Annotated in this window: 17 protein-coding genes; 16 read left to right on the plus strand and 1 reads right to left on the minus strand. The window is 63.5% G+C overall.

Annotated elements, in window-relative coordinates; all coding sequences use genetic code 11:
• Positions 1-118: 118 nt before the first annotated feature.
• Entirely contained in the window at positions 119-1,408 is a 1,290-nt protein-coding gene (locus AC52Q4_RS01320) for a PhoH family protein (RefSeq protein ID WP_495534997.1), read from the plus strand.
• Positions 1,409-1,435: 27 nt separating this feature from the next.
• Here AC52Q4_RS01320 and AC52Q4_RS01325 read toward each other — a convergent pair whose 3' ends face one another.
• Complete coding sequence (locus AC52Q4_RS01325; protein WP_495534998.1) at positions 1,436-2,548, minus strand: AI-2E family transporter; 1,113 nt, start codon at positions 2,546-2,548, stop codon at positions 1,436-1,438.
• A 463-nt stretch (positions 2,549-3,011) separates the two neighbouring features.
• Between AC52Q4_RS01325 and AC52Q4_RS01330 the strand changes: the two genes are divergently transcribed.
• The 15 genes from AC52Q4_RS01330 to AC52Q4_RS01400 form a co-directional block, all read left to right on the plus strand.
• Positions 3,012-4,340, plus strand: a complete 1,329-nt coding sequence (locus AC52Q4_RS01330; RefSeq protein ID WP_495534999.1) for a M48 family metalloprotease — start codon at positions 3,012-3,014, stop codon at positions 4,338-4,340.
• A gap of 83 nt (positions 4,341-4,423) precedes the next feature.
• On the plus strand, positions 4,424-5,278 hold the full coding sequence (locus AC52Q4_RS01335) for a poly(R)-hydroxyalkanoic acid synthase subunit PhaE (RefSeq protein ID WP_495535000.1): 855 nt from the start codon (positions 4,424-4,426) through the stop codon (positions 5,276-5,278).
• Positions 5,275-6,315: an alpha/beta fold hydrolase gene (locus tag AC52Q4_RS01340; RefSeq protein WP_495535001.1), complete on the plus strand. Its 1,041-nt coding sequence runs from the start codon at positions 5,275-5,277 to the stop codon at positions 6,313-6,315. Before AC52Q4_RS01335 ends, AC52Q4_RS01340 begins: the two co-directional genes overlap by 4 nt.
• A 797-nt stretch (positions 6,316-7,112) precedes the next feature.
• Complete coding sequence (locus tag AC52Q4_RS01345; RefSeq protein WP_495535002.1) at positions 7,113-7,808, plus strand: BON domain-containing protein; 696 nt, start codon at positions 7,113-7,115, stop codon at positions 7,806-7,808.
• A gap of 625 nt (positions 7,809-8,433) precedes the next feature.
• Positions 8,434-12,903 carry a glutamate synthase large subunit gene (gltB, locus tag AC52Q4_RS01350; RefSeq protein WP_495535003.1) on the plus strand — a complete coding sequence of 1,490 codons (4,470 nt, stop codon included), beginning with the start codon at positions 8,434-8,436 and terminating at the stop codon, positions 12,901-12,903.
• Positions 12,904-12,933: 30 nt separating this feature from the next.
• Positions 12,934-14,340 (plus strand): FAD-dependent oxidoreductase, encoded by a 1,407-nt coding sequence (locus tag AC52Q4_RS01355; RefSeq protein ID WP_495535004.1) that lies wholly within the window; start codon positions 12,934-12,936, stop codon positions 14,338-14,340.
• 119 nt (positions 14,341-14,459) lie between these two features.
• Entirely contained in the window at positions 14,460-15,536 is a 1,077-nt protein-coding gene (hemE, locus tag AC52Q4_RS01360; protein ID WP_495535011.1) for a uroporphyrinogen decarboxylase, read from the plus strand.
• Positions 15,520-15,996, plus strand: coding sequence for a bis(5'-nucleosyl)-tetraphosphatase (locus tag AC52Q4_RS01365; protein WP_495535005.1), 477 nt, complete (start codon positions 15,520-15,522; stop codon positions 15,994-15,996). The genes hemE and AC52Q4_RS01365 overlap by 17 nt, the downstream gene beginning before the upstream one ends.
• A gap of 295 nt (positions 15,997-16,291) precedes the next feature.
• Complete coding sequence (hemB, locus tag AC52Q4_RS01370; RefSeq protein ID WP_495535012.1) at positions 16,292-17,266, plus strand: porphobilinogen synthase; 975 nt, start codon at positions 16,292-16,294, stop codon at positions 17,264-17,266.
• A gap of 36 nt (positions 17,267-17,302) precedes the next feature.
• Positions 17,303-18,121, plus strand: coding sequence for a shikimate dehydrogenase (aroE, locus tag AC52Q4_RS01375; RefSeq protein ID WP_495535006.1), 819 nt, complete (start codon positions 17,303-17,305; stop codon positions 18,119-18,121).
• Between the two features lie 196 nt (positions 18,122-18,317).
• A complete protein-coding gene (locus AC52Q4_RS01380; RefSeq protein WP_495535007.1) occupies positions 18,318-19,547 on the plus strand; it encodes a S1C family serine protease in 1,230 nt (409 codons plus the stop codon).
• Positions 19,548-19,862: 315 nt separating this feature from the next.
• Positions 19,863-20,966: an efflux RND transporter periplasmic adaptor subunit gene (locus AC52Q4_RS01385; RefSeq protein WP_495535008.1), complete on the plus strand. Its 1,104-nt coding sequence runs from the start codon at positions 19,863-19,865 to the stop codon at positions 20,964-20,966.
• Positions 20,963-24,037 (plus strand): efflux RND transporter permease subunit, encoded by a 3,075-nt coding sequence (locus AC52Q4_RS01390; protein WP_495535009.1) that lies wholly within the window; start codon positions 20,963-20,965, stop codon positions 24,035-24,037. Before AC52Q4_RS01385 ends, AC52Q4_RS01390 begins: the two co-directional genes overlap by 4 nt.
• On the plus strand, positions 24,021-26,069 hold the full coding sequence (locus AC52Q4_RS01395; protein WP_495535010.1) for a hydantoinase/oxoprolinase family protein: 2,049 nt from the start codon (positions 24,021-24,023) through the stop codon (positions 26,067-26,069). The genes AC52Q4_RS01390 and AC52Q4_RS01395 overlap by 17 nt, the downstream gene beginning before the upstream one ends.
• Before the next feature lie 72 nt (positions 26,070-26,141).
• On the plus strand, positions 26,142-26,241 hold a 100-nt coding region (locus AC52Q4_RS01400), incomplete at its 3' end, for a hydantoinase B/oxoprolinase family protein (protein ID WP_495535013.1).

Genomic DNA, 26,241 nt, shown 5'->3' on the forward strand with positions numbered 1-26,241 from the left:
CCATAACAAGACGCCAAACCTCAAAGGGCGTGAACTGACATCGGCCCCGAAGTGTTGAATAAAGCCAACGAGACCTACCCACGGACAGCGCGCTGTCGTTCTCGACACCTCGGTACAGATGCTCGACCCGGCCGCGCTTTTCCGTATCCAGGAACATGCCATTTTCCTGCCAATAGCCGTGCTGCGGGCCCTCGATGCCGCCCAGAAGGGGGTCTCGGAGGAAGCACGCAACGTGCGACAAGCGAGCCGCTTCCTGGACGAGTTGCTGGCACAGGCCAAGCCTGGCGCGATCGAATCCGGGCTGGACCTGTCCAAGACGCGTTTGCATAGCACGCCCGGCGGCCGACTGTATTTTCTCCGCCCGGGTGGATCGTCCTCACCCCGCGGCGTGGATGACATCCTCGCCGCGGCACGCCAGCTCCAGGAGCAGCACACCGATGTCAAGGTGACGCTGGTATCGAAGGATATCAATCTGCGCATTCAAGCGATGGTGCTCGGACTCAATGCCGAGGATTATCATAGCGACCAGGTGCTCGACGACGTCGATCTGCTCTACACCGGAGCCTTGCTCCTCGAAGCGGACCGGATCGTCGCTCACCACGACGGGAAGTTGGAGTTCCGCATCGAGACGGACGAATGCCACCCGAACCTTTGCGTGAGCACCGAGGGGGGGCAGTTCGAAGGTCTCGTGCGCGAAATTTACGAACGCCGCGCCCTCGCCGCCCCGGTGACGGACTACCGGGCGCAGGGCGAGACGGTGTGGGGCGTGCATGCTCGCAATCCGGAGCAGAACTTCGCGCTCAATCTCCTGCTCGATGCGGACGTGGATTTCGTCAGCCTGCTCGGTCCCGCCGGCACGGGTAAGACACTGCTCGCATTGGCCGCAGGCCTCGCTCAAACGCTGGAGATGCGTCGTTATCGTGAGATCGTCATGACACGGGCCACCGTCCCAATCGGTGAGGACATCGGCTTTCTGCCGGGCACCGAAGAAGAGAAGATGACGCCGTGGATGGGCGCGTTGATGGATAATCTGGAAGTGCTGGGACAACCCGAGGACGGCTCTCGTTGGGGTCAGGCCGCAACCCAGGACGTGCTGCAGAGCCGGATCAAGATTCGCTCGCTCAATTTCATGCGCGGTCGAACCTTTCTCAATCGATACATCATCGTGGACGAGGCGCAGAACCTGACCGCAAAACAGTTGAAAACGCTTATCACCCGCGCGGGCCCCGGCACCAAGATCGTCTGCCTCGGCAACGTGGCGCAGATCGATACGCCCTACCTCACGGCAACCACCTCCGGACTGACGTACGTCGTCGATCGTTTCCGGCGCTGGCCGCACGGCGCTCACCTGACGCTGCAGCGCGGCGAACGCTCCCGCCTGGCCGACTTTGCTGACGAGGCGCTGTAACTTGGCCATGCCTGGGCCGAAGGCATCCTAGGCTCGAGCTTGCTTATCGGCTTGCTCCTCGCGTTCCCCGTTGTTGTCCTCGTCCGGCGCGTCCGCGAACCGCGGCCAGGCCAGAATGACGGCACGTATGAGCGTGGCCAACGGTATGGCGAAGAACACGCCCCAAAACCCCCAAATGCCGCCAAAGACCAGGATGGCAATGATGATCGCCACGGGGTGGAGTTTGACGATCTCCGAGAACAGCAGCGGAACCAGCACATTGCCATCGAGCGCCTGGATGATGCCGTAGGCGACCAGCACCCATACGAATTCCGAGCTCGGACCGAATTGGAAGTAGCCGATCACTGCGATCGGCAGCGTCACCACCGCGGCGCCCACGTAAGGAATGATCACCGACAGGCCCGTGACCACGGCGAGCAGCGCGGCGAATTGCAGCTCGAGGAAGACAAACGTCGCGTAGGTCACCACGCCGACGATGACGATCTCCAGTATTTTGCCGCGCACGTAGTTGCCGATTTGAGCATCCACATCGCACCAGATCGTGGCAATCAAACGCCGATGTTCCGGCAGAAAACGGCTGAGCCAGGCCTGGATCTGTTTTTTGTCCATGAGGAAGAAAAACACCATGAAGGGCACCAGCACCACATAGATCGCGCCCATGAACAGCATCACTACGGACTGCACCGAGACTGAGGCTAATATGCGGCGGGCGAGCTGCAGGGATTCATTGCGCAACTCTTCCATGATCGTCTTGACCTGATCGGCGGAGAAGAATTGGGGATATTTCTCCGGGAGACGCAGGAGGGCCAGTTGGCCACGATCGAGTATATCCGGCAGATTGTCCACCAACTGAGCGAACTGCCGGGTAATGAGCGGAATCAGAGCGAAGAACACCAGCACCACGACAGCAATGAAGAACAAGAACACCAGTACCACGCCGATGCGCCGGGGAACCCGATAGTGCTCCAGAGACTGCACCAGATCCTCGAGCAGGTAGGCGAGCACCAGGCTGGCAATCACCGGTGCTAGCATATCCCCCATGAACAGGATGATGCCGAATACACCGAGCAGCACCAGCGCTAATGCGACCACCTGGGGATCATTGAGATAACGCTCGAACCAGCTACGGATGGAGTCCATTCGCCGATGCTCGCTCTTGGCCGGGACGCCGTGATTACGCCGATGGCGGATGATGTGTGGATAACTCGATCGTGCTCTTTTGCAGACAGTATCCGCCCGGCTCTGCCCTTGCACAAATCGCATCGCAGATAGCGGTCAGCGACCGCCCGCTGAAGCGGCTCTGACGGATTGTGATCAATGACGCTCCCTGGCAAACGGCGCTTCGTCGACTGCCACCGCGTCTCGCGCGGGCGCGATTGCACAACAGAGCTGTAAACCGCCACTATAGCGATGAGTGCCCAAGGGGCTGATGATGACTGCGCCCATGGCGCGATGAGAGTCCCATGTGCATCTCATGAATCGAGCCACCACCGAGAAGACTTTGAAACGTCTCGCACCATCTTTGCTTCTCTGTGTTTGCCTAAGCGCGCACGCGGGTCTGGACCTATCGCTACCGGATATTGGCGATCCGGCAAGCCAAGTGATGACGCCGACCGAGGAGCAGAAGATCGGTCAGCAAATGATGGATGAGGTTCGCCGACAACTCCCGCTCGGCAAGGACCCCGAGATCAACGCCTATATCCAGGACCTGGGTTCGCGGCTCGCCTCCCACAGCGATGCCCCCGATTATAGCTATCACTTCTTTGTCGTGGATAGCCCGCAGATAAACGCCTTCGCCATGCCCGGCGGCTATATCGGCGTCAATACCGGGCTCATCGAAGCGACCCAGAGCGAGAGCGAGCTGGGCGCGGTGCTGGCGCACGAAATCGCCCACGTCACCCAGCGGCACCTGGCCCGGCGGTTGCTGCGTGACCGAGGCAGCGGCTGGCGCACGGCCGCGCTCATACTGGCCGGAATTCTCGTTGGCACCCAGGATCCGCAGGCTGGAAGTGCCGCCACCATGTCAGCCATGGCCGGCATGATACAACAGCAGCTTGCCTACTCCCGTGCCAACGAAAGCGAGGCGGACCGTGTCGGCATGCACATCTTGCACAAATCCCGTCTCAAGCCGCAGGGAATGCCTCGATTCTTCGGCCGCTTGCTGCAAGCGACCCGCTATCTTGACGAACCGCCCGTCTTCCTCAGCAGTCACCCCCTGACCGAGCAGCGCATTGCGGACGCTCAGGCGCGCAGCCGTCAGCTGACTGGCGGCAAGCGCTTCGAAAGCGTGGAGTACGAGCTCATGCGGGCACGCCTGAAGGTGCTCAACGCTCGAGTTCCCGCGGATGCCGTAAACGCGTACCAGGCCCAGCTCGAGCGCAGCAGTAGCAAACCCTGGGCCGCGCGCTATGGCCTGGCGCTCGCGCTGCAACGTGCCGGCGACCACGCCCGTGCGCGCACGATTCTCCGGGACCTGATTCGAACCCATGGCGAATACGCGCCGTACTTCGTAGGCCTCGCCGAAGCGAACCGCGGCGCCGAACAACCCGACGAGGCGCTGGAGGCGTTGCGCGAGGGATTGGCTTTATTCCCCGGCGACTACGCCTTGCAAATTCTCTACGTCGAGACCCTGCTCGACAAAGGCAACGCGCAAGAGGCCCAGCGCATTGCCTCGGCCGTGGTCGCAGATCATCCCGAGGACGCCGATCTTTGGCAGCTTGCCGCCCGCGCGGCAAACAGCGCCGGCCAACGCGTGCAGGCTCAACTGGCCATTGGCCACTACTATTATCTGCGGGGCGACATCCCCAGCGCCTTGGACCAGATCAAGCACGTCATCGAAAACAACCAGGCCGATGAATATGAAAAGGCCCGCGCGACGGCCTTGCAAAAACAGTGGCAAAGCGTGCTGAAACGGCGCTCGGAGGAGCGTTGAGTAGCTCATCACACGTGCCCGGCCCAGGATGTTAGGCTATTGACCGGCCGGAACAATCCGCCTAGCAGGCACAGCGAGTTGTGATGCAGCAGGACAACGCGGACCATTCCGAAACGCTGTGGCCGCACGGGTCGCCTTACGGGCTCATCGGCGATGAGGGGCAACGGGCGGTTGCGACCCTTCTGGCCGCGGGCTGGTCCGTGCTTGCAAGCTTCGCCGCGGACACCGAAGGAGCCGCCGGGTTGCGTCAGCATTTAAACCAGGCGCTGGAGCGGCTTCGCGAAGAAATCGCCCGCGCCCCCGCAGTCATCGACTCACTGCTAGGCTTGGCCAGCCAGCTGCTCTCGGCAGACCGCCTATTGCCGCCATTGCCGCCGGGCTTCATGCAATCCCCCGGCGCGCTGTATCCCAGACTCGGCCCCCTGCAAAAAGAACAAGCCCGCTGGGAATCGCTGCGAGAGGCACTCGACGATTACCGCACCGCCGTTGTGCGCTATACGCAAAGGCTGAGCGAGCTGTTCGAGGCAGCTCTAGGCGAATACCAACAAGAGCTCGCGGTCGGCACGCCGGATCGATCAGCCGCTTTGGGCGCGCGCGAGTTGCATGATCGCTGGATTCAGGTAGCCGAGCGGACCTACGAACGATTCCTGCACTCTGAGGAGTACACTCAGGCGATCGCTGGCTTGATGAATGCCTGGGCCGAGCTCCGACTGGCCCTGCAACCGGTGCTGGATGAGCTACTGCAGCATTTGGGATTGCCGAGCCGGCACGATGTGGAAGATACCCAGTTGCATCTCGATCAGCTGCGGCGCGAGCAGCGTGCGGATTCCAAACGACTGCAACGCGAAGTGCGGGCGCTTCGCCATGAGCTCGCCGAGTTGCGCGGCCAGACTCCCCCTACCCCGCGCTCCGATGCCCAGCGGGACCAGCGCTCGTGAGCGAGGAGGCGCCCTCCCCGCACGATCCGCTGCAGCTTCCGGACAAGCTTGCCAGGGCACTGCGTCGGGCGCGAGCGCTGCAGCCGGTAGCCATCGGCAGCATGCGCGCGCATTCGCTACCGCACCCAGGCAAGGCGAGGCTCTATCGCTATGGCGACGCCGACGGCTTGCCACTGCTCATTATCTATTCCCTGGTGAATCGGCCGTACATCCTCGATTTGAGTCGCGAACGCTCGGTCATTGGGGCGCTCGTGCAGGGCGGCATCAGCGTTTATCTACTCGACTGGGGATATCCCGGACCAATGGATCGTTTTCAGCGCCTCGACGATTACCTCGAAAACGAAATCGATCCTGCGGTGGACAGCATCGCCGCGCACCATGCCACCGATCGGGTCTGCATGCTCGGCGTCTGCCAGGGGGGCACGTTGGCCGTGTGCTATGCCGCGCTATGCCCCGAGCGCGTCCGCAAACTGATCACCCTGGCCACGCCGGTGGATTTCCAGACACCAAAAGACACCCTTTATCGAATCGTCCGCCACGTGGACACGGAGCGGATGGTGAAGGCGCTCGGCAACGTGCCTGCCATAGGACTCAACACGGTATTCACTGCCCTGAAACCCTTCCAACTCCTTTACCGGCGATATTCGACGCTGGCCGAATTGGATGGTGATGATGAGGCACTGCAAGCATTCCTGCGCCTCGAGCAATGGATGTACGACAGCCCCGACCAGGCAGGCATTGCCTTCGCTCAGTTCGCGCGGGAATTCTACCAGGCCAACGGCTTGGTCTCCGGCACCGTTAGGCTATGTGGCGAGACCGTCGATCCGAGCCGCTTCACCGGACCGGTGTTCAATGCCTATGCAAACGCCGATCACTTGGTGCCGCCCGCCGCGGCACAGGCGTTGGCGAAGCTGATCGGATCGGGAGATTACCGCCAAACCGCACTGCCCGGCGGCCATCTGAGCCTGTTCATCAGTCGGCGCGCCCACCGTTACCTCTACCCTCAACTCGTGGAGTGGCTGCATCGACCGGCCTGATCGAGGACCTTGCAGGCGATGGCGCGTGCTGCATTGCAGCATCGAAAGTGCTTGCCAAGCGATCGCGGCCAACTACAATGCCGAAGGAGCTGTACACGCGCGGCTCTGCGCCTTGCGGGGGCAAAAAAAAGCCCTCTCTGGCGAGAGGGCGCAACGAGGAGGAGGCAGTGGGTCACACGGTATTTCGGGACCTACTTACGAGTGAATACGGTTTCGGCGGGTCTTCATGCAAAAGCGCTCCAACTCGTTAGAGTTACAATGACACAACAAAATCGAATAAGAAGAGCGCTTTATAAACTGGAGGGGGGCTAAGCAGGCCTCCCTATTTTTTCCCCAGAAATGCTGCTATGCAACATAGTATGCGCACCCTCTTCCCCCGTGTCAACCTATAACTTTCAATAAGTTATATTATCCAAAGGGCGTCTCGCCAGCGCTGCACGCCGCTCAGCGAGCGGCTGAGCCCGCGTAAGGCGGGCGCACCCTGCAGCGAATGAAAGGCCCGGTCTTCGCAAAACATGATTATTGGCACCACGAGCACACGCTAAGTTCCCTCCCACCGAGAAATGACCCATTCTTTTGTACCAACCCGTCTTTCCCGCGTGCCTAGCGCGCCTGTCGGACTCGAAGCGTAAGCGCACATCATCGCAAAGCACCAAATCGCCGCGGCGATCCTGAGCCGGGAGCCCCGTGCGGCCTTACCTTCCAGGGCCGGTAAACGGTGGGCACGCTTGACGGTTTGCGAGCAAGGCCCAATTATCTTCAATAAGAAAATGCAGCCATTGGGCTGAGGAGATCAAATGAGCGGGGATTCCATCGAGAGCCGTATCCGGGCGGCCTTGGAGCACGACCCGGCCATCAATCTGCATCATTATCCCATTGCGGTGCATCAAAGCGATGCCGTTCGCCTGGAGGGCACAGTGGCGAACATCGAGGCCAAACGCCGTGCCATTCAGATCGCGCACCGATTGGCCGGCAACGCCGGAATAGACGATCGGCTGCGCCTGGAGGTCGCGCGCGCGCGGCCGGATGATGAGCTACGCCAAGCGGTGGCGAGCGCGCTGATGCAGGAACCGGGATTTCTCGAGCTGCAAATATTGGAGGCGCCCGCGCAACCGCAGGTAGCCGAGAATTGGATTCGCGTGGCCGCCCATGACGGCATCGTCATGCTCGAGGGCGTTATCGACAGCCTGTCTCATCGGCGCTTGGCCGAAGTGCTGAGTTGGTGGACCCCCGGAACGGCCGACGTGGACAACCGCCTCCATGTGCAGCCGCCGGAACTCGACAGCGACGAGGAAATCGCCGACGTGATCCGCATTGTGCTGGAAAAGGAACCGGCCATCGATGTGCTCCAACTGCAAATCAGCGTGCGCGATCGCGTGGTATCCTTGCGTGGCTCGGTGCAAAGCGAGGAGAACCGGCGCGTAGCCGCCTGGGACTGTTGGTATATCGCTGGCGTGCATGATGTGGAGAATCGAATCGACGTTACCGGCTGAACGCCAAGCTGACCCGCCTCTCGCCGGCCTTTCGCCCAAGACCGCCACGCGGGTAGGGCGTGGCTGCAACGAGTTGCGGCACTAACGGGTGGGCCGCACACGCCCGCCTCGCCCCGGCTTACGGCGAAAGCCGCCACTTCGTGTGAGTAAAACAACAGCAACCCCGCCGAGCCCTCGCTCGATCCTGTAAGTTTTCGAACGCAAGACGTTGCAGCGTCAGTCTTTGCTGGCCGCAGTGCCGTTGCAACACAGAGCAAAGCCTTTACCAGGTGTGTGCCTAAGCGATAAAGTAATCCGTCGTTTGCCCGGTTTCAGGTGGGCTTGCGCTCCCCATAGGCGCGCGTCAAGATGTTGCGGAGTCAACAGTGCCCCGAAGTCGCCTGCGAATGGGCCGCCCCTGCCGTCAAAAGCCCGCCGCGGGAGCGTCCTGCGTGAAATTCGACCAGCGGCGGAAAAGGTTCGGCAAGCGCCGGAGACGAGCAACTGCCAGCCGCGATGGCTCGTGCACTGCATATAGCCCGGACCTTACAACGCAAGGCCGCGCAGACGGCCCGTCCTATTGGGGGTGCTTTACTCAAACGCCCTTCCCTCGTCCAGAAGTTAGGTACGCAGAGGCAAATCTCCCGTGAGTGTCCACAGCCGCCCCACGCCAAACCTATGTCCAAAAATCGAAAAGGATAATTGCGGGTTCGGCTTGATCGCCCACATGGACGGCGAGGCCAGCCATTGGCTGGTCGAGACCGCTGTGCGCGCGCTGACCCGGCTGACCCACCGCGGCGCGGTGGCCGCTGATGGCAAGAGCGGCGACGGCTGCGGGCTACTCATGAAACACCCGAGCGCTTTTCTGCGCACGATTGCCCAGGAGATCGGGCTCTCGGTGGCGGAGCGTTTCGCCGTCGGCTGCGTCTTTCTCTCGCGTGTCCCCGCGAAAGCGAAACAGGGCCGGGCAATCCTCGAGCACACTCTGACGGCGCAGGGCCTGCAGGTCGCCGGCTGGCGCACCGTGCCGATCGATCCCGAAGCCTGCGGCGAACAGGCGTTGGCGAGTCTGCCGACAATCGAGCAGGTGTTCGTCAATGCGCCCGCCGGGACCGATGAGCCGCTATTCGAGCGACACTTGTTCACGGCCCGGCGTCAGGCCGAGAAGCAACTCGAATCAGCGGATGAAGACTTCTACATCCCCAGTCTCTCCAGTCGCGTGCTCTCCTACAAAGGGCTGGTGCTGCCCGCCAACCTGAGGCGCTTCTATCGGGACCTCGCAGACGAGCGCCTGGAGAGCTCGCTGTGCGTCTTTCATCAGCGGTTCTCCACCAATACCCTGCCCCGCTGGCCGCTTGCCCAGCCCTTTCGCTATCTGGCGCACAACGGCGAAATCAATACCATCCAAGGCAATCGCAACTGGGCGATCGCGCGTGCCAGCCGGTTTCAGACGCCGCTACTGCCGGATCTCGGCGAGATTCTGCCCTTGGTAAGCCCCACCGGGTCGGACTCCTGCAGCCTCGACAATATGGTGGATGTGCTGATCACCGGCGGCATGGATCTCTTCCGCGCCGTGCGGCTGCTGCTGCCGCCCGCCTGGCAGAACGTGTACACCATGGATGCCGACCTGCGGGCCTTCTACGAGTATCATTCCCAGCACATCGAACCCTGGGACGGCCCGGCTGGCATCGTCTTGACCGACGGCCGCCATGCGGCTTGTGCGCTGGACCGCAACGGCTTGCGTCCGGCGCGGTGGGTGATTACGCGCGACCGTCATATCACGCTCGCCTCCGAGATCGGCGTTTACGATTATCGCCCCGATGAGGTGGTGCGCAAGGGACGCCTGAAGCCCGGAGAAATGCTCGCGGCCGATACCGAGTCGGGCGAGTTGCTGCTGCCGGAGGATATCGACAACCGCCTCAAGAGCCGCAAGCCCTACAAGCACTGGCTGGCGCGTTATGCGCAGACCCTGGACGCGCCTGCCCAAGAGCCCGAGGCGGACAAGCGCGAGGGGCTGGATCCCGAGCGTTTGGCCACCTACCAAAAGCAGTTCAATGTGAGCTTCGAGGAGCGGGACATCGTCTTGCGCACCCTGGCGCAAAGCGGCCAGGAGGCCGTCGGCTCGATGGGCGACGATGTGCCCATCGCCGTGCTCTCCCGACAGACCCGACCTCTTTTCGACTACTTCCGCCAACAGTTCGCGCAGGTCACCAACCCGCCCATCGACCCCTTGCGCGAGCAAATAGTCATGTCGCTGGAAACCTGCTTCGGCCGGGAGAAAAACCTCTTCGAGGAAACCGAAGCTCACGCCAAGCGTCTGGTGGTGGACTCGCCGGTGCTCTGCGACGTCAAATTCCAGGCCCTGCTGACGCACAGCGACCCGGACTACGCGCATGCGCTGATCCCGCTGAATACGCCGCTCGACAGCGATCTGCGTACCGCCTTGGCGGATCTGTGCGAGCAAGCCGAAAGGGCGGTGCGCGCGGGCAAGACGGTCCTGGTGCTCTCCGACCGGGGGCTCGCCCGCGAGAGCATGCCCGTTCACGCTCTGCTCGCCACTGGCGCCGTGCATCATCATCTGGTGGAGAAGGAATTGCGCTGCGACGCCAACCTGGTCGTCGCAACCGGCACGGCGCGAAATCCTCACGAGTGTGCCGTATTGATAGGCTACGGAGCGACGGCCGTGTACCCATACCTGGCTTACGACGTGATCCAGGACATGGTTCGCACGGGCCAGATCAAGGGCGTTGCGCTGCCGGAACTTCTGGAGTCTTACCGCAAAGGCATCAACAAAGGCCTATATAAAATCCTCTCCAAAATGGGGATCTCCACCATTACCAGTTACCGCGGCGCGCAGCTCTTCGAGATCGTCGGCCTCCACGACGAGGTGGTGGAACGGTGTTTCCCCGGCACCCTCAGCCGCATACAGGGCGCCAATCTCGAGGATCTCGAGGAGGACCGCCGCGAACTGCATCGGCGCGCCTGGCGCGTCAGCGAGCCGGTTAGCCAGGGCGGATTACTGAAATACGTCCACGCCGGTGAGTATCACGCCTTCAATCCCGAGGTCGTGCGCGCGCTGCAGGAAGCGGCTTATACCGGCGATTATCAGCGCTATCAAGCCTTCGCCCGGACCGTCAATGAGCGCCCGGTGGCGACCCTGCGTGATCTCTTGCGGCTCAAGCTGGCAGCGAAGCCCCTGTCGCTGGACAAGGTCGAACCGCTGACGGCGATTCTCAAGCGTTTCGACAGCGCCGGGATGTCCCTGGGGGCGCTCTCGCCGGAAGCCCATGAGGCGCTCGCCATCGCCATGAACCGCTTGGGGGGACGCTCCAACTCCGGTGAAGGCGGCGAGGATGCGGCCCGTTACGGCACCGAGCGCATGTCCAAGATCAAGCAGGTTGCCTCCGGACGTTTCGGTGTGACGCCGCACTACCTCGTCAACGCCGAGGTCCTGCAGATCAAGATCGCCCAAGGCGCAAAACCCGGGGAAGGCGGGCAGCTGCCGGGTCACAAAGTCAACGAGCTCATCGGCAAGTTGCGCTTTTCCAAGCCGGGCGTCGCCCTGATTTCGCCGCCGCCGCATCATGACATTTATTCCATCGAGGATCTGGCGCAGCTCATTTACGATCTCAAGCAGGTCAACCCGCGTGCGCTGGTATCGGTGAAGCTGGTGGCCGGCCCTGGCATCGGCACCATCGCCGCCGGCGTGGCGAAGGCGTATGCGGACCTGATCACGATCGCCGGCCATGACGGTGGCACCGGCGCGAGCCCGCTCACCTCGGTGAAGTATGCCGGCACTCCGTGGGAGCTCGGCCTGGCGGAAACTCAGCAAACACTGCGCGCCAACAACCTGCGCGACAGAGTGCGCCTGCAGGCCGACGGCGGGATGAAGACCGGCCTCGACGTGGTCAAGGCCGCCATCCTCGGTGCCGAGAGCTTCGGCTTCGGCACGGCACCGATGGTGGCGATGGGCTGCAAGTACCTGCGCATATGCCATCTCAACAATTGCCCGACCGGAGTGGCGACGCAACAGAAGGTTCTGCGACTGCAGCATTTCATCGGTACACCGGAGCGCATCGCGAATTATTTCACCTTCGTCGCAACCGAGGTCCGCGAATGGCTCGCGAAGCTCGGCGTGCGCTCGCTCGAAGAGCTCATCGGGCGATTGGATCTGCTCGAAACCCTGCCGGGCGAGACCACCCGCCAACGTCGATTGGATTTGGCCGCGCTGGTCTCAGACGGCGGCGTGGCGTCAGACCAACCAACCTATTGCACCGTCCCCAGGAACGTGCCTTTCGACCGGGGTGAGCTCGCCGAGCGCATGGTGGCCAATGCGCTGCCGGCAATCGAAGGCAAGACCGGCGGCGAGTTCCACTACACCGTGCGCAACAACAATCGCTCCATCGGCGCTCGGCTCTCCGGCGAGATCGCCCTGCGCCATGGCACTCTCGGAATGGCGCAGACGCCCGTTATCCTGAAGCTTACGGGCACTGCCGGGCAAAGCTTCGGCGTGTGGAACGCCGGTGGCCTGCACATGTATCTCGAGGGTGACGCCAACGACTACGTGGGTAAGGGCATGGCCGGCGGCAAGCTGGTCATTCATCCACCCGCGGGCAGCGCCTTTGAGGGTCGGGAGACACCCATCATCGGCAACACCTGCCTGTACGGAGCCACCGGCGGCACGCTGTATGCCGCCGGGCTTGCAGGAGAGCGGTTTGCGGTGCGCAATTCGGGCGCCTACGCGGTCGTCGAGGGTGTCGGCGATCACGGCTGCGAGTACATGACCGGCGGTATCGTCTGCGTGCTCGGCGCGACCGGTTTGAATTTCGGCGCAGGCATGACCGGCGGATCGGCCTTCGTGCTCGATCTCGATAACCGCTTCGTGGATCGCTACAACCACGAGCTCATCGACATCCACCGCATTCAGCAAGAACGCATGGAGGCTCATCGCCATTACCTGCGCAGCCTGATCGAGCAATTCACCGCGGAGACGGGCAGCCCTTGGGGCCGGGAGATCCTGGAAAACTTTCGTGATTACGTAGGTAAGTTCTGGCTGGTAAAGCCAAAGGCAGCAGATCTTCAGGAAGTGCTGGACACGCTACGACGGGCTGCCTGAGCCACCCCCGGCACCGAACAATGGAAATCCATGGGTAACAAGTTTCAGTTCATCGAGGTTCCGCGCCAGGATCCGCCGAAAGAGGCGGCATCCGCGCGGGTCCGGAAGTTCGCCGAAATCTACGATGCCTTCAGCCCCGAGGTCGCGGCGGCTCAGGCCGACCGTTGCGTGGAGTGCGGCAATCCGTACTGCGAATGGAAATGTCCGGTCCATAACTACATCCCGAACTGGTTGAAACTCATCGCCGAGGGCAATTTGTTCGAGGCCGCCGAGCTCGCCCACAAGACCAATTCCCTGCCCGAGGTATGCGGTCGCGTCTGCCCGCAGGATCGGCTGTGCGAAGGCGCGTGCACGCTGAACGACGGTTTCGGCGCCGTGACCATCGGCTCCGTGGAGAAATACATCACCGATGAGGCCTTCAAACGCGGTTGGCGGCCCGATTTGTCGGGAGTGGTCAAAACGGGCAAACGGGTGGCCGTCGTAGGCGCCGGCCCGGCGGGCCTGGGCTGTGCGGACATCCTGGCGCGCAATGGCGTCGAAGCGGTGATTTTTGATCGCTACCCTGAGATCGGTGGGCTGCTCACCTTCGGCATTCCGCCCTTCAAGCTGGAGAAAAGCGTGATCCGTACCCGCCGGAACATCATGGAGGGTATGGGCGTTGATTTTCAGCTCGGCATCGAGGTCGGGCGCGACATCGCTTTCGAGGATTTGCTGAACGACTTCGACGCCGTCTTTCTCGGCATGGGGACCTACACCGCGATGCGCGGCGGCTTTCCCGGCGAGGACAAGCGCGGGGTCTACGAGGCCCTGCCTTATCTGGTCACCAACATCAACCGCCTCATGGGTTGGGAGCGCAACAGCTCAAAACCCATCGACATGCGTGGCAAACACGTGGTGGTGTTGGGTGGCGGGGACACCGCCATGGACTGTAACCGCACGGCGCTTCGCCAGGGAGCACGCAGCGTGACCTGCGCCTACCGCCGCGACGAGGTCAACATGCCGGGGTCGCGGCGCGAAGTTTTCAACGCCAAGGAAGAGGGAGTCAACTTCCTCTGGAATCGACAGCCCGTGGAAATCGTGGGTGATGGCCGAGTCGAGGGCGTCAAGGTGATTCAAACCCAGCTCGGTGCGCGGGATGAGCGCGGCCGCCGCCGCCCCGAGCCGGTGCCGGGCTCGGAAGAGGTCATTGCCGCCGATCGTGTCCTAATCGCCTTCGGCTTCCGGCCGAGCCCGGCGGAGTGGTTTGCCACGCATCAGATAAGCGTCGATGACCGCGACCGTGTCGTCGTGGCCAAAAACGGCGCGCTTCGTTTTCAGACCAGCAATCCGAAGGTTTTTGCCGGAGGGGACATGGTGCGCGGCTCGGACCTGGTGGTCACGGCGGTCTGGGAAGGCCGCGAGGCGGCCAAGGGGATTCTGGCCTACCTCGACATCTGAGCCGGCGTCTTCACCCAGCGCATGCCGGTTGCCGGCGAACGGCGGCGGGCGTGCCACCCACCCCGCGGCAGCGCAGATGATACACTGTGGGCTATTCGTGTTGGCAAGGCCGCAAAATCATCGTGACCGATCTGCATAATGACCGTCTGTTACGGGCACTGCGCCGCGAGCCGGTGGACCGGACCCCCGTTTGGATCATGCGCCAGGCCGGGCGTTATCTGCCCGAATACCGTCGGGTCCGGGCCGAAGCCGGGAGTTTCATGGGGCTGTGCCGCAACCCGGAGCTTGCCTGCAAGGTGACGCTGCAACCGCTGGAGCGTTTCCCGTTGGATGCCGCCATCCTATTCTCGGACATCCTCACGGTACCCGACGCCATGGGGCTTGGCCTGTATTTCGCGGAAGGGGAAGGCCCGCGATTTGAACATTCGGTTCGCCATTTGCGGGACATCGCCAATCTGCCCCACCCCGATGTCGCCGACGAGTTGCGCTACGTCACCGACGCCGTTGGGCTCATCCGCCGCGAGCTGGCGGGTCGTGTCCCGCTGATCGGCTTCGCCGGCAGCCCCTGGACCCTTGCGACCTATATGGTCGAAGGTGGAAGCAGCCGCGAGTTCCGACGCATCAAGACGCTGCTCTACGAGCACCCGCAGGCCTTGCACCAGCTGCTCGAAAAGGTCGCGTTGGCCGTCGCCGACTACCTGAATGCCCAGATCGAAGCCGGCGCCCAGGCGCTGATGATATTCGATACCTGGGGCGGCGCGCTGGCGCACGAGGCCTATCTCGAGTTCTCCCTCGAGCCGGTGCGGCGCATCATCGAGCAGTTGCGTCTGGACACCGCGGGAGGTCGAGTACCGCTCATCCTTTTCACCAAGGGCGGTGCGCCCTGGCTGGAGGCGATGGCCGAGGTGGGGGCCGATGCGCTCGGCCTGGACTGGACGACGGATATCGCCAAGGCACGGGAGTCCGTAGGCGAGCGCATCGCGCTGCAGGGCAATCTCGATCCTTGTGTGCTCTACGCCGCCCCGACCGTCATCCGGCGCGAGGTTCAGCGTGTGCTCGAAGCGTTCGGGCCTCATCCCGGGCATGTGTTCAACCTGGGTCACGGGGTGCACCCCGAAATCGATCCAGATCACGTGTCCACTATGATCGAGGCTGTACACGAGTTCAGCACCCTCATCCATGGCTCCGGCCGATAGGGGCCGTACTGGCCGATACCGGCGCCGGCAGATCCGGGTGCTCTCCGCCGGCGTCGCGCTGGTCCGCCGGGTCGACGGACACTGGCGCTTTCTGCTGCTGCGGGCCTTTCAGCACTGGGACTTCCCCAAGGGTCAGGTGGAACGCAACGAGCAACCGCTGGAAGCCGCCCGTCGAGAGGTCACCGAGGAGACGGGCATCACGGAGTTGCATTTTCATTGGGGCCATAACTACATCGAAACGGGCCCCTACGCGCAAGGCAAAATTGCACGCTATTACCTCGCCGAAACCACCGAGACGGCCGTCAAGCTCGGTATCTCCCCCCTGCTGGGGCGCGCCGAACATCACGAATATCGCTGGGTGGAGCTTGACGAGGCATTTCGCCTGACCTCGCCGCGGGTGCGACGCGTGCTCGAGTGGGTTCGCCAACGCCTGTACTCCCCGACGGAATCGCAGAATTAGCGCCGTTTCCCCTTTCCTTGCTTTGCATTTCTCCTGGCTTCCCGGAGCGCGCCGGCACCACCGCGGATACCAACGACCCGTTCACGGATCCCCGTGCGGCGCTCGCGCGGACCCTCCTCGCTACGGCCTACGGCAAGCGGGGGCGCCGGCGCACCCTTGGGCTCGAATCACGAAACAGGCATAATTTCCCAACTGCAATGCGCCCGCCGCGCATCACGCGCCAGCTACTGCCATCGGAGGAAAAGCTTTGTCCAGCCACCGTTCGCGCTATGGGGAGCGCTTCCCGGGAACTCGAATGCGCCGCATGCGCCGGGATGACTTCTCCCGGCGGCTCATGCGCGAGACCGTGCTCACGCGGGACGACCTTATTTTTCCGCTGTTCGTACTCGACGGCGAGGGCCGCCGGGAGCCGGTGTCCTCGATGCCCGGCATCGAGCGTCTTTCGATCGATCTGCTGGTCCGCGAGGCCGAGGCCGTCGCCGAGCTGGGCCTGCCGAGTGTGGCGTTGTTCCCGGTCACTGCGGCGGAGTGCAAGAGTTTGGACGCCCGTGAGGCGTACAACCCCGAGGGCCTCGTGCCCCGAGCCGTGCGGGCGCTCAAAGGCACCGTGCCGGAGCTGGGCGTCATCACCGACATTGCGTTGGACCCGTTCACCAGCCACGGCCAGGATGGGTTGCTGGACGACAGCGGCTATGTCGTCAATGACGAGACGGTGGAGGTGCTGGTCAAACAAGCCTGCTGCCATGCCGAGGCGGGTGCCGACATCGTGGCCCCCTCGGACATGATGGACGGGCGCATCGGCGCCATCCGCCGGGCGATGGATGCCCAAGGGCTCATTGCAACGCGCATCCTGGCGTATTCGGCGAAGTATGCCTCGAGTTACTACGGGCCGTTTCGCGATGCGCTCGGTTCGGCCGCCAGCCTCGGCAAGGCCGATAAGAAAACCTATCAGATGGACCCGGCCAATACCGACGAGGCGTTGCGGGAAGTCGCGCTGGACCTCGAGGAAGGCGCCGATATGGTGATGATCAAGCCGGGCTTGCCTTATCTCGACGTGGTCCACCGCGTGAAACGCACTTTCGGCGTGCCCACGTTCGTCTATCAGGTCAGCGGGGAATACGCCATGTTGCAGGCAGCCGGCGAAAAAGGCTGGCTGGACACCCCCGCCTGCGCGCTGGAGGCGCTTACCGCCATCAAACGCGCGGGTGCCGATGCCGTGCTGACGTATTTTGCGAAACAGGCGGCCGATTGGCTTCGCGCCGGCGGCTGAGCTCTGGACGATCACGCAGCGACAGCCGAGCTTGCCATGCCTGACCGTTACGCTGTCATGGGCAACCCCATCGCCCACAGCAAATCGCCTCGTATCCACACGCTGTTCGCGCGCCAGACCGGCGAGGACTTGGTATACGAGCGCATCCTGGCCCCTACCGACGGCTTCGCGGCCGCGGCTGTCGAGTTCGAGGCGAGCGGCGCGCGCGGTTTCAATGTGACGGTTCCGTTCAAGCTGCAGGCCTGGGATTGGGTCGACCGGCACACCCCGCGCGCCGAGCGCGCCGGCGCCGTGAACACCGTCGTCCTGACGCCGGCCGAACGTCTGGGCGACAATACCGACGGTATTGGCCTGGTACAGGATTTACGCCGCAACCACGGGATAGCACTGCAGGCCCAGCGCATTTTGATCCTCGGCGCGGGCGGCGCGGTGCGCGGCGTGCTGCCCGCGCTGCTGTCCGAGGCGCCGGCCGGGCTCGTCATAGCCAATCGGACCCGCGAGCGTGCCGAATGCCTCGCCGCCTCGCTTGCCGCGCTCGGCCCGTTACGCGGCTGCGGTCTGGCCGAACTCGCCGGGGAGTGCTTCGATCTCATCGTCAATGCAACCTCCGCGGGGCTGCAGGGCGAGCTCCCGGCACTGCCGGAGGGTCTGGATGTCGCCGGAGCGACGGTGTACGACATGGTCTATGGCGAGGCACCCACACCGTTTTGCCGTTGGGCGCTGGAGCACGGGGCGGCGCGCGCGCTCGACGGTCTCGGAATGCTCGTCGAGCAGGCCGCGGAGTCGTTTCTGCTGTGGCGGGGCGTCCGGCCGCAGACGGCCCCCGTGATCCAGATGCTCAGGGCCGGCTCCTGAGCCGGGACAGCCCGACCGAGAATCCCGCCGACGCCGGGGCGCGGCCGTTGCGAGAAAGGCGCCGTATACGGGACCCAGGCGCGCTGCGGCAAAGCCCCTGGCATGCATGACACACCGTCTTCCAAAGGGGTACACTCGGGATCATTTTTGCGACTCTAGAGGGCTGGGAATGTTCGGAGAAGGAAAAGCGCTGTCGATGGCAAGCTTGCTTGGTGTTGTCGTTGCAGCCGTCGGTTTCGGCGTGGATCTCGACCCGCTCAGCAAGGCCGCGGCGGCACCGCCCGTCACCCCCGTCGGTGCAGAAGAGCGCCTCGCCTACGAGCAGAACACGATCGATATCGTGAAAAGATATAGCCCCAGCGTGGTGGCGATCAACGTCACGGTCGAGGGGCAACGCATCAACCCGCTGGAGAACATCCCGCCCGAGCTGCGCCGCTTTTTCCGCCAATTCGGTCAGAGCATTCCCTTCTCGCGCCCCGAGCGCGTGATCGAGCGTGCCGCGGGCAGCGGCTTCGTGGTCAACGAGCAGGGCCAGATCGTAACCAACTACCACGTATTGGCGCAGGCGCTCAAAAGCGGCTCCACCGAGCTCAAGCCGCAAGCGACCATCACCGTGAGCTTCATGGGCCAGGACAAGGACCTCCCCGTCAAGGTGGTGGGGGCGGACCAATCCTATGATCTCGCCCTGCTGCAGCTCGAGCGTCCGAAGGATCGCCCGGCGAATGCCATACCGATCCCGCTTGCCGATTCGGACAAGATAATGGCGGGAGAAAAGGCCATTGCCATCGGCAACCCCTTCACGCTGGAATCCACCGTCACTTTGGGCATCGTCTCCGCCATCAACCGCCGTCAGGCGGCTCAGATCAGCGGCGTGCCCATCGACTTCATCCAAACGGACGCCGCCATCAATCCCGGCAACTCCGGGGGGCCCCTGCTCAACTCCCGCGGGCAGGTCATCGGTGTTAACGACGAAATTCTCGCTCCCCACGGCACTTTCGTCGGGGTTGGCCTCGCCATTCCCAGCAATCTGGTGCAGGCACGGCTAGGCGAGCTGCAGCACGGCGGCTTGGTCAAGAAGGCGCAAATCGGCATCCAGATCATGAGCATGGCCGACTATCCGGAGAAGGTGCGCAAATTTCTCAATCTGCCCAGCAAAGGCATCATGGTGGTTGCTGTGGCCGAGGGCGGCCCCGCGGAAAAGGCCGACATCGAGCCGGCACAGTACGCCGTTACCGGCGACGGCCGCCAATGGCCGGTGGGCGGCGACGTCATCGTCGCGGTCAACGGCAAGGCCATAGACAGCGCCGAGGCTCTGCAGAATCTCGTCTACTCCAAGCATGCCGGGGATACGCTCGAGCTCACGCTGCTCAACGAGCAGAAAAAACGCACGGTCAACGTCGAACTTGCCGTGCTCAAAGAAGAATAGCCGTATTCGGGCGGACAATGCCACGCTCTACGCTCGGCAGGCGTTTTCGCGCCGCTGAACGCCAAACCGGGTGAGCAGCACGGCGGGCAGTCAGCGCCTGCCCACGATGCCATGGCGCGGTGCAAGGCAGGGCAGCAGCTGCCTGGAGGGCACCGCTCCGTCCGCCTCCGCGCGACCTATGGATTGGGGGACATTCGAGCACATGCTGTGCGCTTCGCCGAAACCGCTCGGCGCGCGGATCCTGGACGGTTCCGCGCGACCGCCGCGTGGAGCCCCACACCCGCGTTCACTGGCCGACCACCGGGACCCGCTGCCATGATCAAGCGCCTCGTGCTCGTCATCTTGCTGCTCGCATTGATCTTCGGCGGAATTTTTTCCTGGAAGTACCTGCAGATGCAGCGAAATCAGGCGCTTCAATCCCAGCCGCCACCGCCGGCGTCGGTCTCCTCGGCGGAGGTGACGGCCATGCGCTGGCAACCCGCATTGAGTGCCGTAGGCAGCCTGGTCGCGGTCAACGGCACGGATGTAACCACCGAGGTGGCCGGCAAGGTCGAGAGAATTCGTTTCAAATCCAGTAAGCGCGTGGCCAAGGGAGACATACTGGTAGAGCTCGATGCCACGGTCGATCGCGCGCAGCTGCAAGGGCTCAAGGCCGACATGCGCCTCGCGCAGTTACAGCTCAGGCGCAATGCCCGGCTGCTGCCCAAACGCGCCGTCTCCCAATCCACCTACGATGAGACCAAGGCACAGTACGAGAGCGCCAAGGCCAATGTGGCCTCGCAAGAGGCATTGATCAACAAAAAGACCATCCGGGCGCCTTTCTCCGGTCTGCTCGGCATACGCGAGGTGGATTTGGGTCAATACCTCTCGCCCGGCACCAAGATCGTGCAGCTCCAGCAACTGACACCGATCTTTGTCGACTACACGCTCCCGGAACGCCATCTCAAGCAGCTGGAAGAGGGACAAACGGTGCGGGTCGTCGTCAGCGCCTACCCTGGCGAATCCTTCCGCGGTCGGGTTACGGCGGTCGACGCGGCGGTGAACCCGGCGAACCGTTCGATCCAGGCGCGTGCCACTTTGGAAAACGCCGATGGCCGGCTCAGGCCCGGCATGTTCGCGGAAGTCACTACCGAGCAGGGCGAGCCGCGTCGCGTGCTGACGGTTCCCCGCACGGCGATCAGCTACAACCCGTACGGCGATTTCGTTTTCGTGATCAAGGACGGCGAAGACGGCAACAAGGTCGTCCAGCGAACTCAGGTGACGATCGGTACCACGCAAGAGGGCCGCGTGGAGATCACTGAGGGACTGGAGGTCGGCCAGCAGGTCGTCCAGGCCGGTCAGCTCAAACTGCGTGACGGGCAGAGCGTGCGCGTGGACAACTCCGTCGAGCTCAAGGCCAGGGAGATCGCCAACGAGTGAAATTCACCGATCTCTTCATCCACCGGCCGGTTCTGGCAAGCGTCATCAGTCTGCTGATATTGATCGCCGGCTTGCGCTCGCTGCAACTGCTCGAGGTGCGCCAGTATCCCGAGACCAAAAACACCGTGGTCACGGTAAGCACCGTTTACTCAGGCGCGAGCAGCGAGCTGGTCAAAGGGTTCGTGACCCAACCCCTGCAGCAGGCCATCGCGGAGGCGCAGGGCATCGATTATCTGGTCTCCACCAGCTCGCTCGGGAGCTCGACGATCGAAGCCCACATGGAGCTCAACTACGACGCCAACGCCGCTGTCGCCGAAATCCAAGCCAAGGTCGCAAGCCAGCGCAACGTGCTGCCGGAAGCCGCCGAGGACCCGGTGATCGACTCCACCACGGGCGAGACCACCGCCCTGATGTACCTCGCCTTCTATAGCGACAAGATGTCGCTGCCTCAGATCACGGACTATCTGCTGCGGGTCGCCCAGCCCCAGCTCCAGGCGCTCCCCGGTGTGGCCAAGGCGCGTTTGATCGGCAACAAGACATTCGCCATGCGCATCTGGCTCAACCCGCAGCGTATGGCCGCCCTCGACGTCACGGCCGAAGACGTGGCCAACGTGCTGCGCGAGAACAACTATCTCGCCGGGGTGGGACAAACCAAGGGCAAGTACGTCGCCATCAACCTGACCGCGACCACCGATGTCAGTCAACCGGGCAGCTTCGAGAATCTGGTCGTCCGCAAGGGCGGGGGCACGCTGGTGCGCCTGCGCGACGTCACGAGCACCGAGCTTGGCGCCGAAGATTACAACTCCGCGACGTGGTATCAGGGCCGACCCTCCGTTTTCATCGGTATCGAGCAGGCACCCGGCGCCAACCCGCTCAGCGTCGCCCAGCGCGTTCAGGACACCCTCCCGCGCATTCGATCGCAAATGCCGCAGGGCCTCAATGTGGTCCTGCCCTACGATGCCAGCACCTTCATCGAAGACTCCATCAGCGAAGTCTATCGCACGATTGCCGAGGCCGTGCTAATCGTTCTGCTGGTGATCTATCTCACCCTGGGCTCGCTGCGCGCCGCCCTGATCCCGGCCGTGGCGGTACCACTCTCTCTGATCGGCGGCGCCTTTCTCATGCTGCTGATGGGCTTTTCGCTCAATCTGCTGACCTTGCTCTCGATGGTGCTCGCGATCGGGCTGGTGGTGGACGATGCCATCATCGTCGTGGAGAACGTGCACCGCCATATCGAGCGGGGCGAAAGTCGCTTCAAGGCGGCCATCGAAGGCGCGCGCGAGCTGGGCCTGCCGATCCTGGCGATGACCACAACGCTCGTGGCGGTCTATGCGCCGATCGGCTTCATGGGCGGCCTGGTGGGCACTCTTTTCACCGAATTCGCCTTCAGCCTGGCCGGCGCCGTGCTCATCTCGGGTGTCGTGGCGCTGACCCTCTCACCGATGCTCTCCTCCAAGGTGCTCAAGGCACACGGCGAGCCGGGGCGTTTCGAGCGAGCCGTGGAACGCTTTTTCGGCGGGGTCGACCGAACCTATCGCCGTTTGCTGCACGGCTCGCTCAACACGCTCTCGGTGACGGTGATCTTCGGCGTCGCGATCCTGGCGAGCATCTACTTCATGTTCATCACCAGCCAGAACGAGCTGGCCCCGACCGAGGACCAGGCTATCCTGTTCTTCCAGGCGACCGCGCCGCGCACGGCCACCTTGGATTACCTCGAGGCTTACTCCCACGAGATTCAGGAGATCTTCGAGACCTTTCCGGAGTATCAAGAGAGCTTCTACATACTGGGGCGGGAGTCCGATACCACCTTCGGCGGCTTCAAGATGCCTCCCCAAGCGGCACGTGAGCGCACTCAAATGGACGTTCAGCCCGAGCTGCAAAGCAAGCTCCAGAACGTATCCGGCTTTCAGATCGCCATCTTTCCCCGCCCCAGCCTGCCCGGCTCCGGTGGCGGGTTGCCGATTCAGTTCGTGATCACCACGGATGCCGACTACCAGCAACTCAACGAGGTGGCCAATGAGCTGATCGCCCGGAGCACGGACAGCGGCAAGTTCACGTTCCTGCGCAAATCGATCAGCTTCGATCAACCGCTGGTCACCCTGATGGTGGACCGGGACCGCGCGGGAGATCTCGGCATCACGATGAACGACATCGGCACCAACCTCGCGCGCATGCTCGGCGGCGGTTACGTCAATCGCTTCAGTCTCGAGGGGCGCAGCTACAAAGTCATCCCCCAGGTGCAGCGGCGCTTCCGTCTCGATGCGCAAATGCTCAACGACTATTACCTCAAGACTGCCATGGGCAACCTCGTCCCACTGTCCACGCTCGTTTCCTTCGAACGCAGCGTCGAGCCGAGCAAACGTACGCAGTTCCAGCAGCTCAACGCGATGACGATCGAGGGCGTCATGGCCCCCGGGGTGGCGCTCGGCGATGCTTTGAGCTATCTGCAGAACCAAGCCGAGACATACTTTCCCAAGGGGTTCGGCTACGACTACACGGGCCTGTCACGCCAGTACGCAAGACAGGGCAGCGCGCTGGTAGTCACGTTTTTCCTCTCCCTGCTCGTGATCTACCTCGTGCTTGCGGCTCAGTTCGAGAGCTGGCGGGACCCGGCGATCATCCTGGTGTCGGTGCCCATGTCGATTGCCGGCGCGATGGTCTTCATCACGTTAGGCTTCGCCTCGGTGAACATCTACACTCAGGTTGGCCTCATCACACTGATCGGGCTCGTCTCCAAGAACGGTATCCTGATCGTGGAATTCGCCAACCAGGTTCAGAAAACACAAGGGCTGTCGAAGCGCGAGGCGGTGGAGGAAGCGGCCACCATCCGCCTGCGCCCGATTATCATGACCACGGTGGCCATGGTGGTGGCCATGATCCCGTTGCTCACCGCGAGCGGGCCCGGTGCCGTGAGCCGGTTCGACATCGGCCTGACGATCGCGACCGGTCTGGGAATCGGCACGCTGTTCACGCTGTTCGTGCTGCCGGCCTTCTATGTCCTGTTCGCGCGTGAACACAGCCGCGCTGAGGGGCAAGCCGCGGCCGAGGACACTCATGGCGCGCAGGGCTAGCCCCGTCCCGCGCGGGCGCAAGCCCACGGCGCGCTGGCAGTTCTGGATCGACCGGGGCGGGACATTCACCGACGTCGTAGCGCGACGTCCGGACGGCACGCTGGTCACGCACAAACTTCTCTCCGACAATCCCGGACGCTATCAGGACGCCGCGCTGGAGGGCATCCGCGCGGTACTCGAACTGCCATCGGGCGCGGCGCTGCCGACCCGGCATCTGCAGCACGTCAAAATGGGAACCACGGTCGCCACCAATGCGCTGCTCGAGCATAAAGGCGAGCGCACCGTGCTTGCCGTCACGCGAGGCTTTCGCGACGCCTTGCGCATCGGTGATCAGGCCCGCCCCGACATTTTCGCGCGCCGAATCGAGCTGCCGGAACCGCTCTACGAGCAGGTGATCGAAGTCGACGAGCGTTTGTCGGCCCACGGCGAGGTGCTGCAGGCCCTCGACGGCGAGGCCGTGCAGCGCGATCTGCGCGCGGCGTTCGATGCCGGCATCCGCACCTGTGCGGTCTGCCTCGTCCACGGCTATCGCTATCCGGACCATGAGCGCCGCGTAGCGGAAATTGCTCGCGCCATCGGCTTTACCCACGTTTCCGTCTCGCATCGGGTCAGTCCGCTGATGCGGTTCGTGGATCGCGGCCATACCACCGTGGTCGACGCCTATCTCTCCCCCCTGCTCGGCCGCTATGCACGGCGCCTCGCCACGGCGCTGGGCAGGGCACGGCTGCTGTTCATGAAGTCGGATGGCGGTTTGACCAGTGCGCCCCACTTTGCCGGCAAAGACGCGATCTTGTCCGGACCGGCCGCCGGCATGGTCGGCTGCGCGCGGACCGGAGAAATGGCCGGCTTTGAACGGGTCATCGGCTTCGATATGGGCGGCACCTCCACCGATGTCTGCCATTACGCCGGTGAACTCGAGCGCAGCCATGAAACCCGGATCGCCGGGGTACGCCTGCGCGTGCCGATGCTGATGATTCATACCGTGGCGGCGGGCGGCGGCTCCATACTCCACTTCGACGGCAGCCGTTATCGGGTGGGGCCGGATTCGGCCGGCGCCGACCCGGGGCCCGTGTGTTACCGGCGCAACGGCCCGCTCACGGTAACGGACTGCAATGTGATGCTGGGCAGGCTCCAGGCGGCGTTCTTCCCCCGCCTGTTCGGCCCGAGCGGCGATGCGCCGCTGGACGACGAGATCGTGCGTGCGCGCTTCGCGGCACTGGCCGATGAGATCGCAGGCGCCACCGGGGATACCCGCACGGCCGCCGAAGTGGCGGAGGGTTTCCTGCGCATCGCGGTGGAGAACATGGCCAACGCCATCAAGCAAATCACCGTTCAGCGCGGACGCGACGTCACCCGCTACACGCTCAACTGTTTTGGCGGCGCCGGGGGGCAGCATGCCTGTCTGGTCGCGGACGCGCTCGGCATCGAGCGGGTGCTCCTCCATCCGCTGGCCGGTGTGCTCTCCGCCTACGGCCTGGGACTCGCCGATCTCGGAAGCCTGCGCGAGAAGCCGGTGGATTGCCCACTGGACGAGGATCTTATCCGCGAGCTCGAGGCGGCGCTGCGCGAACTCGGCGAGGATGCCCGGCGCGAGCTCGAGGCCCAGGGCTGCCCCGGCGCCCACATGCGTGAGCTGCGCAAGCTGCGCGTCAGATACGAGGGCAGCGACACGACGCTCGAGATACCGTTTGCCGATGCCGCCGAGGTCGCAAGCATGGCGGCGAGCGAGCACCGCCGCGAATTCGGCTTTCTGCTGCCCGACAAGGCCTTGATCGTGGCCGCGGCGAGTGTCGAGATCATCGGCGCAAGCGCCGCGCTCGAAGATGAGCCGGAGCGTGAATTGCGCTCCGCCGGCGAGCCGCAGGCACTGGCTCGGGTTCCAGTCTGGCGGGCGGGCGCGTGGCGGGAAAATCCACTCTTCGATCGCGAACAGCTACAGCCCGGCGATGCGCTCGACGGGCCCGCCATCATCCGCGATCCGGTATCGACCATCGTGGTGGATCCGGATAGGCGTGCACGGGGGAGCCGCTAGAATCACCTTCTCCTGGAGCGCATCCGAGAGCGCCCTGCGCAGACCGCGCTCGACACCACGGTCTACCCCGTCATGCTCGCGGTGGTCAACAACCTGTTCATGTCGGTGGCCGAGCAGATGGGCGTCATGCTGCAAAAGACCGCCTCTTCGGCCAACATCAAGGAACGCCTCG

This window comes from Nitrococcus sp. (assembly GCF_059432795.1).

What these genes read in the sequence shown, in the direction of transcription:
- AC52Q4_RS01345 (WP_495535002.1), top strand. Translation starts at nt 7,113, where the DNA reads ATGAGCGGGGATTCCATCGAGAGCCGTATCCGGGCGGCCTTGGAGCAC.
- AC52Q4_RS01380 (WP_495535007.1), top strand. Translation starts at nt 18,318, where the DNA reads ATGGCAAGCTTGCTTGGTGTTGTCGTTGCAGCCGTCGGTTTCGGCGTG.
- aroE (WP_495535006.1), top strand. Translation starts at nt 17,303, where the DNA reads ATGCCTGACCGTTACGCTGTCATGGGCAACCCCATCGCCCACAGCAAA.
- AC52Q4_RS01320 (WP_495534997.1), top strand. Translation starts at nt 119, where the DNA reads ATGCTCGACCCGGCCGCGCTTTTCCGTATCCAGGAACATGCCATTTTC.
- AC52Q4_RS01385 (WP_495535008.1), top strand. Translation starts at nt 19,863, where the DNA reads ATGATCAAGCGCCTCGTGCTCGTCATCTTGCTGCTCGCATTGATCTTC.
- AC52Q4_RS01325 (WP_495534998.1), bottom strand. Translation starts at nt 2,548, where the DNA reads ATGGACTCCATCCGTAGCTGGTTCGAGCGTTATCTCAATGATCCCCAG.
- AC52Q4_RS01355 (WP_495535004.1), top strand. Translation starts at nt 12,934, where the DNA reads ATGGGTAACAAGTTTCAGTTCATCGAGGTTCCGCGCCAGGATCCGCCG.
- AC52Q4_RS01330 (WP_495534999.1), top strand. Translation starts at nt 3,012, where the DNA reads ATGACGCCGACCGAGGAGCAGAAGATCGGTCAGCAAATGATGGATGAG.
- hemB (WP_495535012.1), top strand. Translation starts at nt 16,292, where the DNA reads ATGCGCCGCATGCGCCGGGATGACTTCTCCCGGCGGCTCATGCGCGAG.
- AC52Q4_RS01335 (WP_495535000.1), top strand. Translation starts at nt 4,424, where the DNA reads ATGCAGCAGGACAACGCGGACCATTCCGAAACGCTGTGGCCGCACGGG.
- AC52Q4_RS01365 (WP_495535005.1), top strand. Translation starts at nt 15,520, where the DNA reads ATGGCTCCGGCCGATAGGGGCCGTACTGGCCGATACCGGCGCCGGCAG.
- AC52Q4_RS01395 (WP_495535010.1), top strand. Translation starts at nt 24,021, where the DNA reads ATGGCGCGCAGGGCTAGCCCCGTCCCGCGCGGGCGCAAGCCCACGGCG.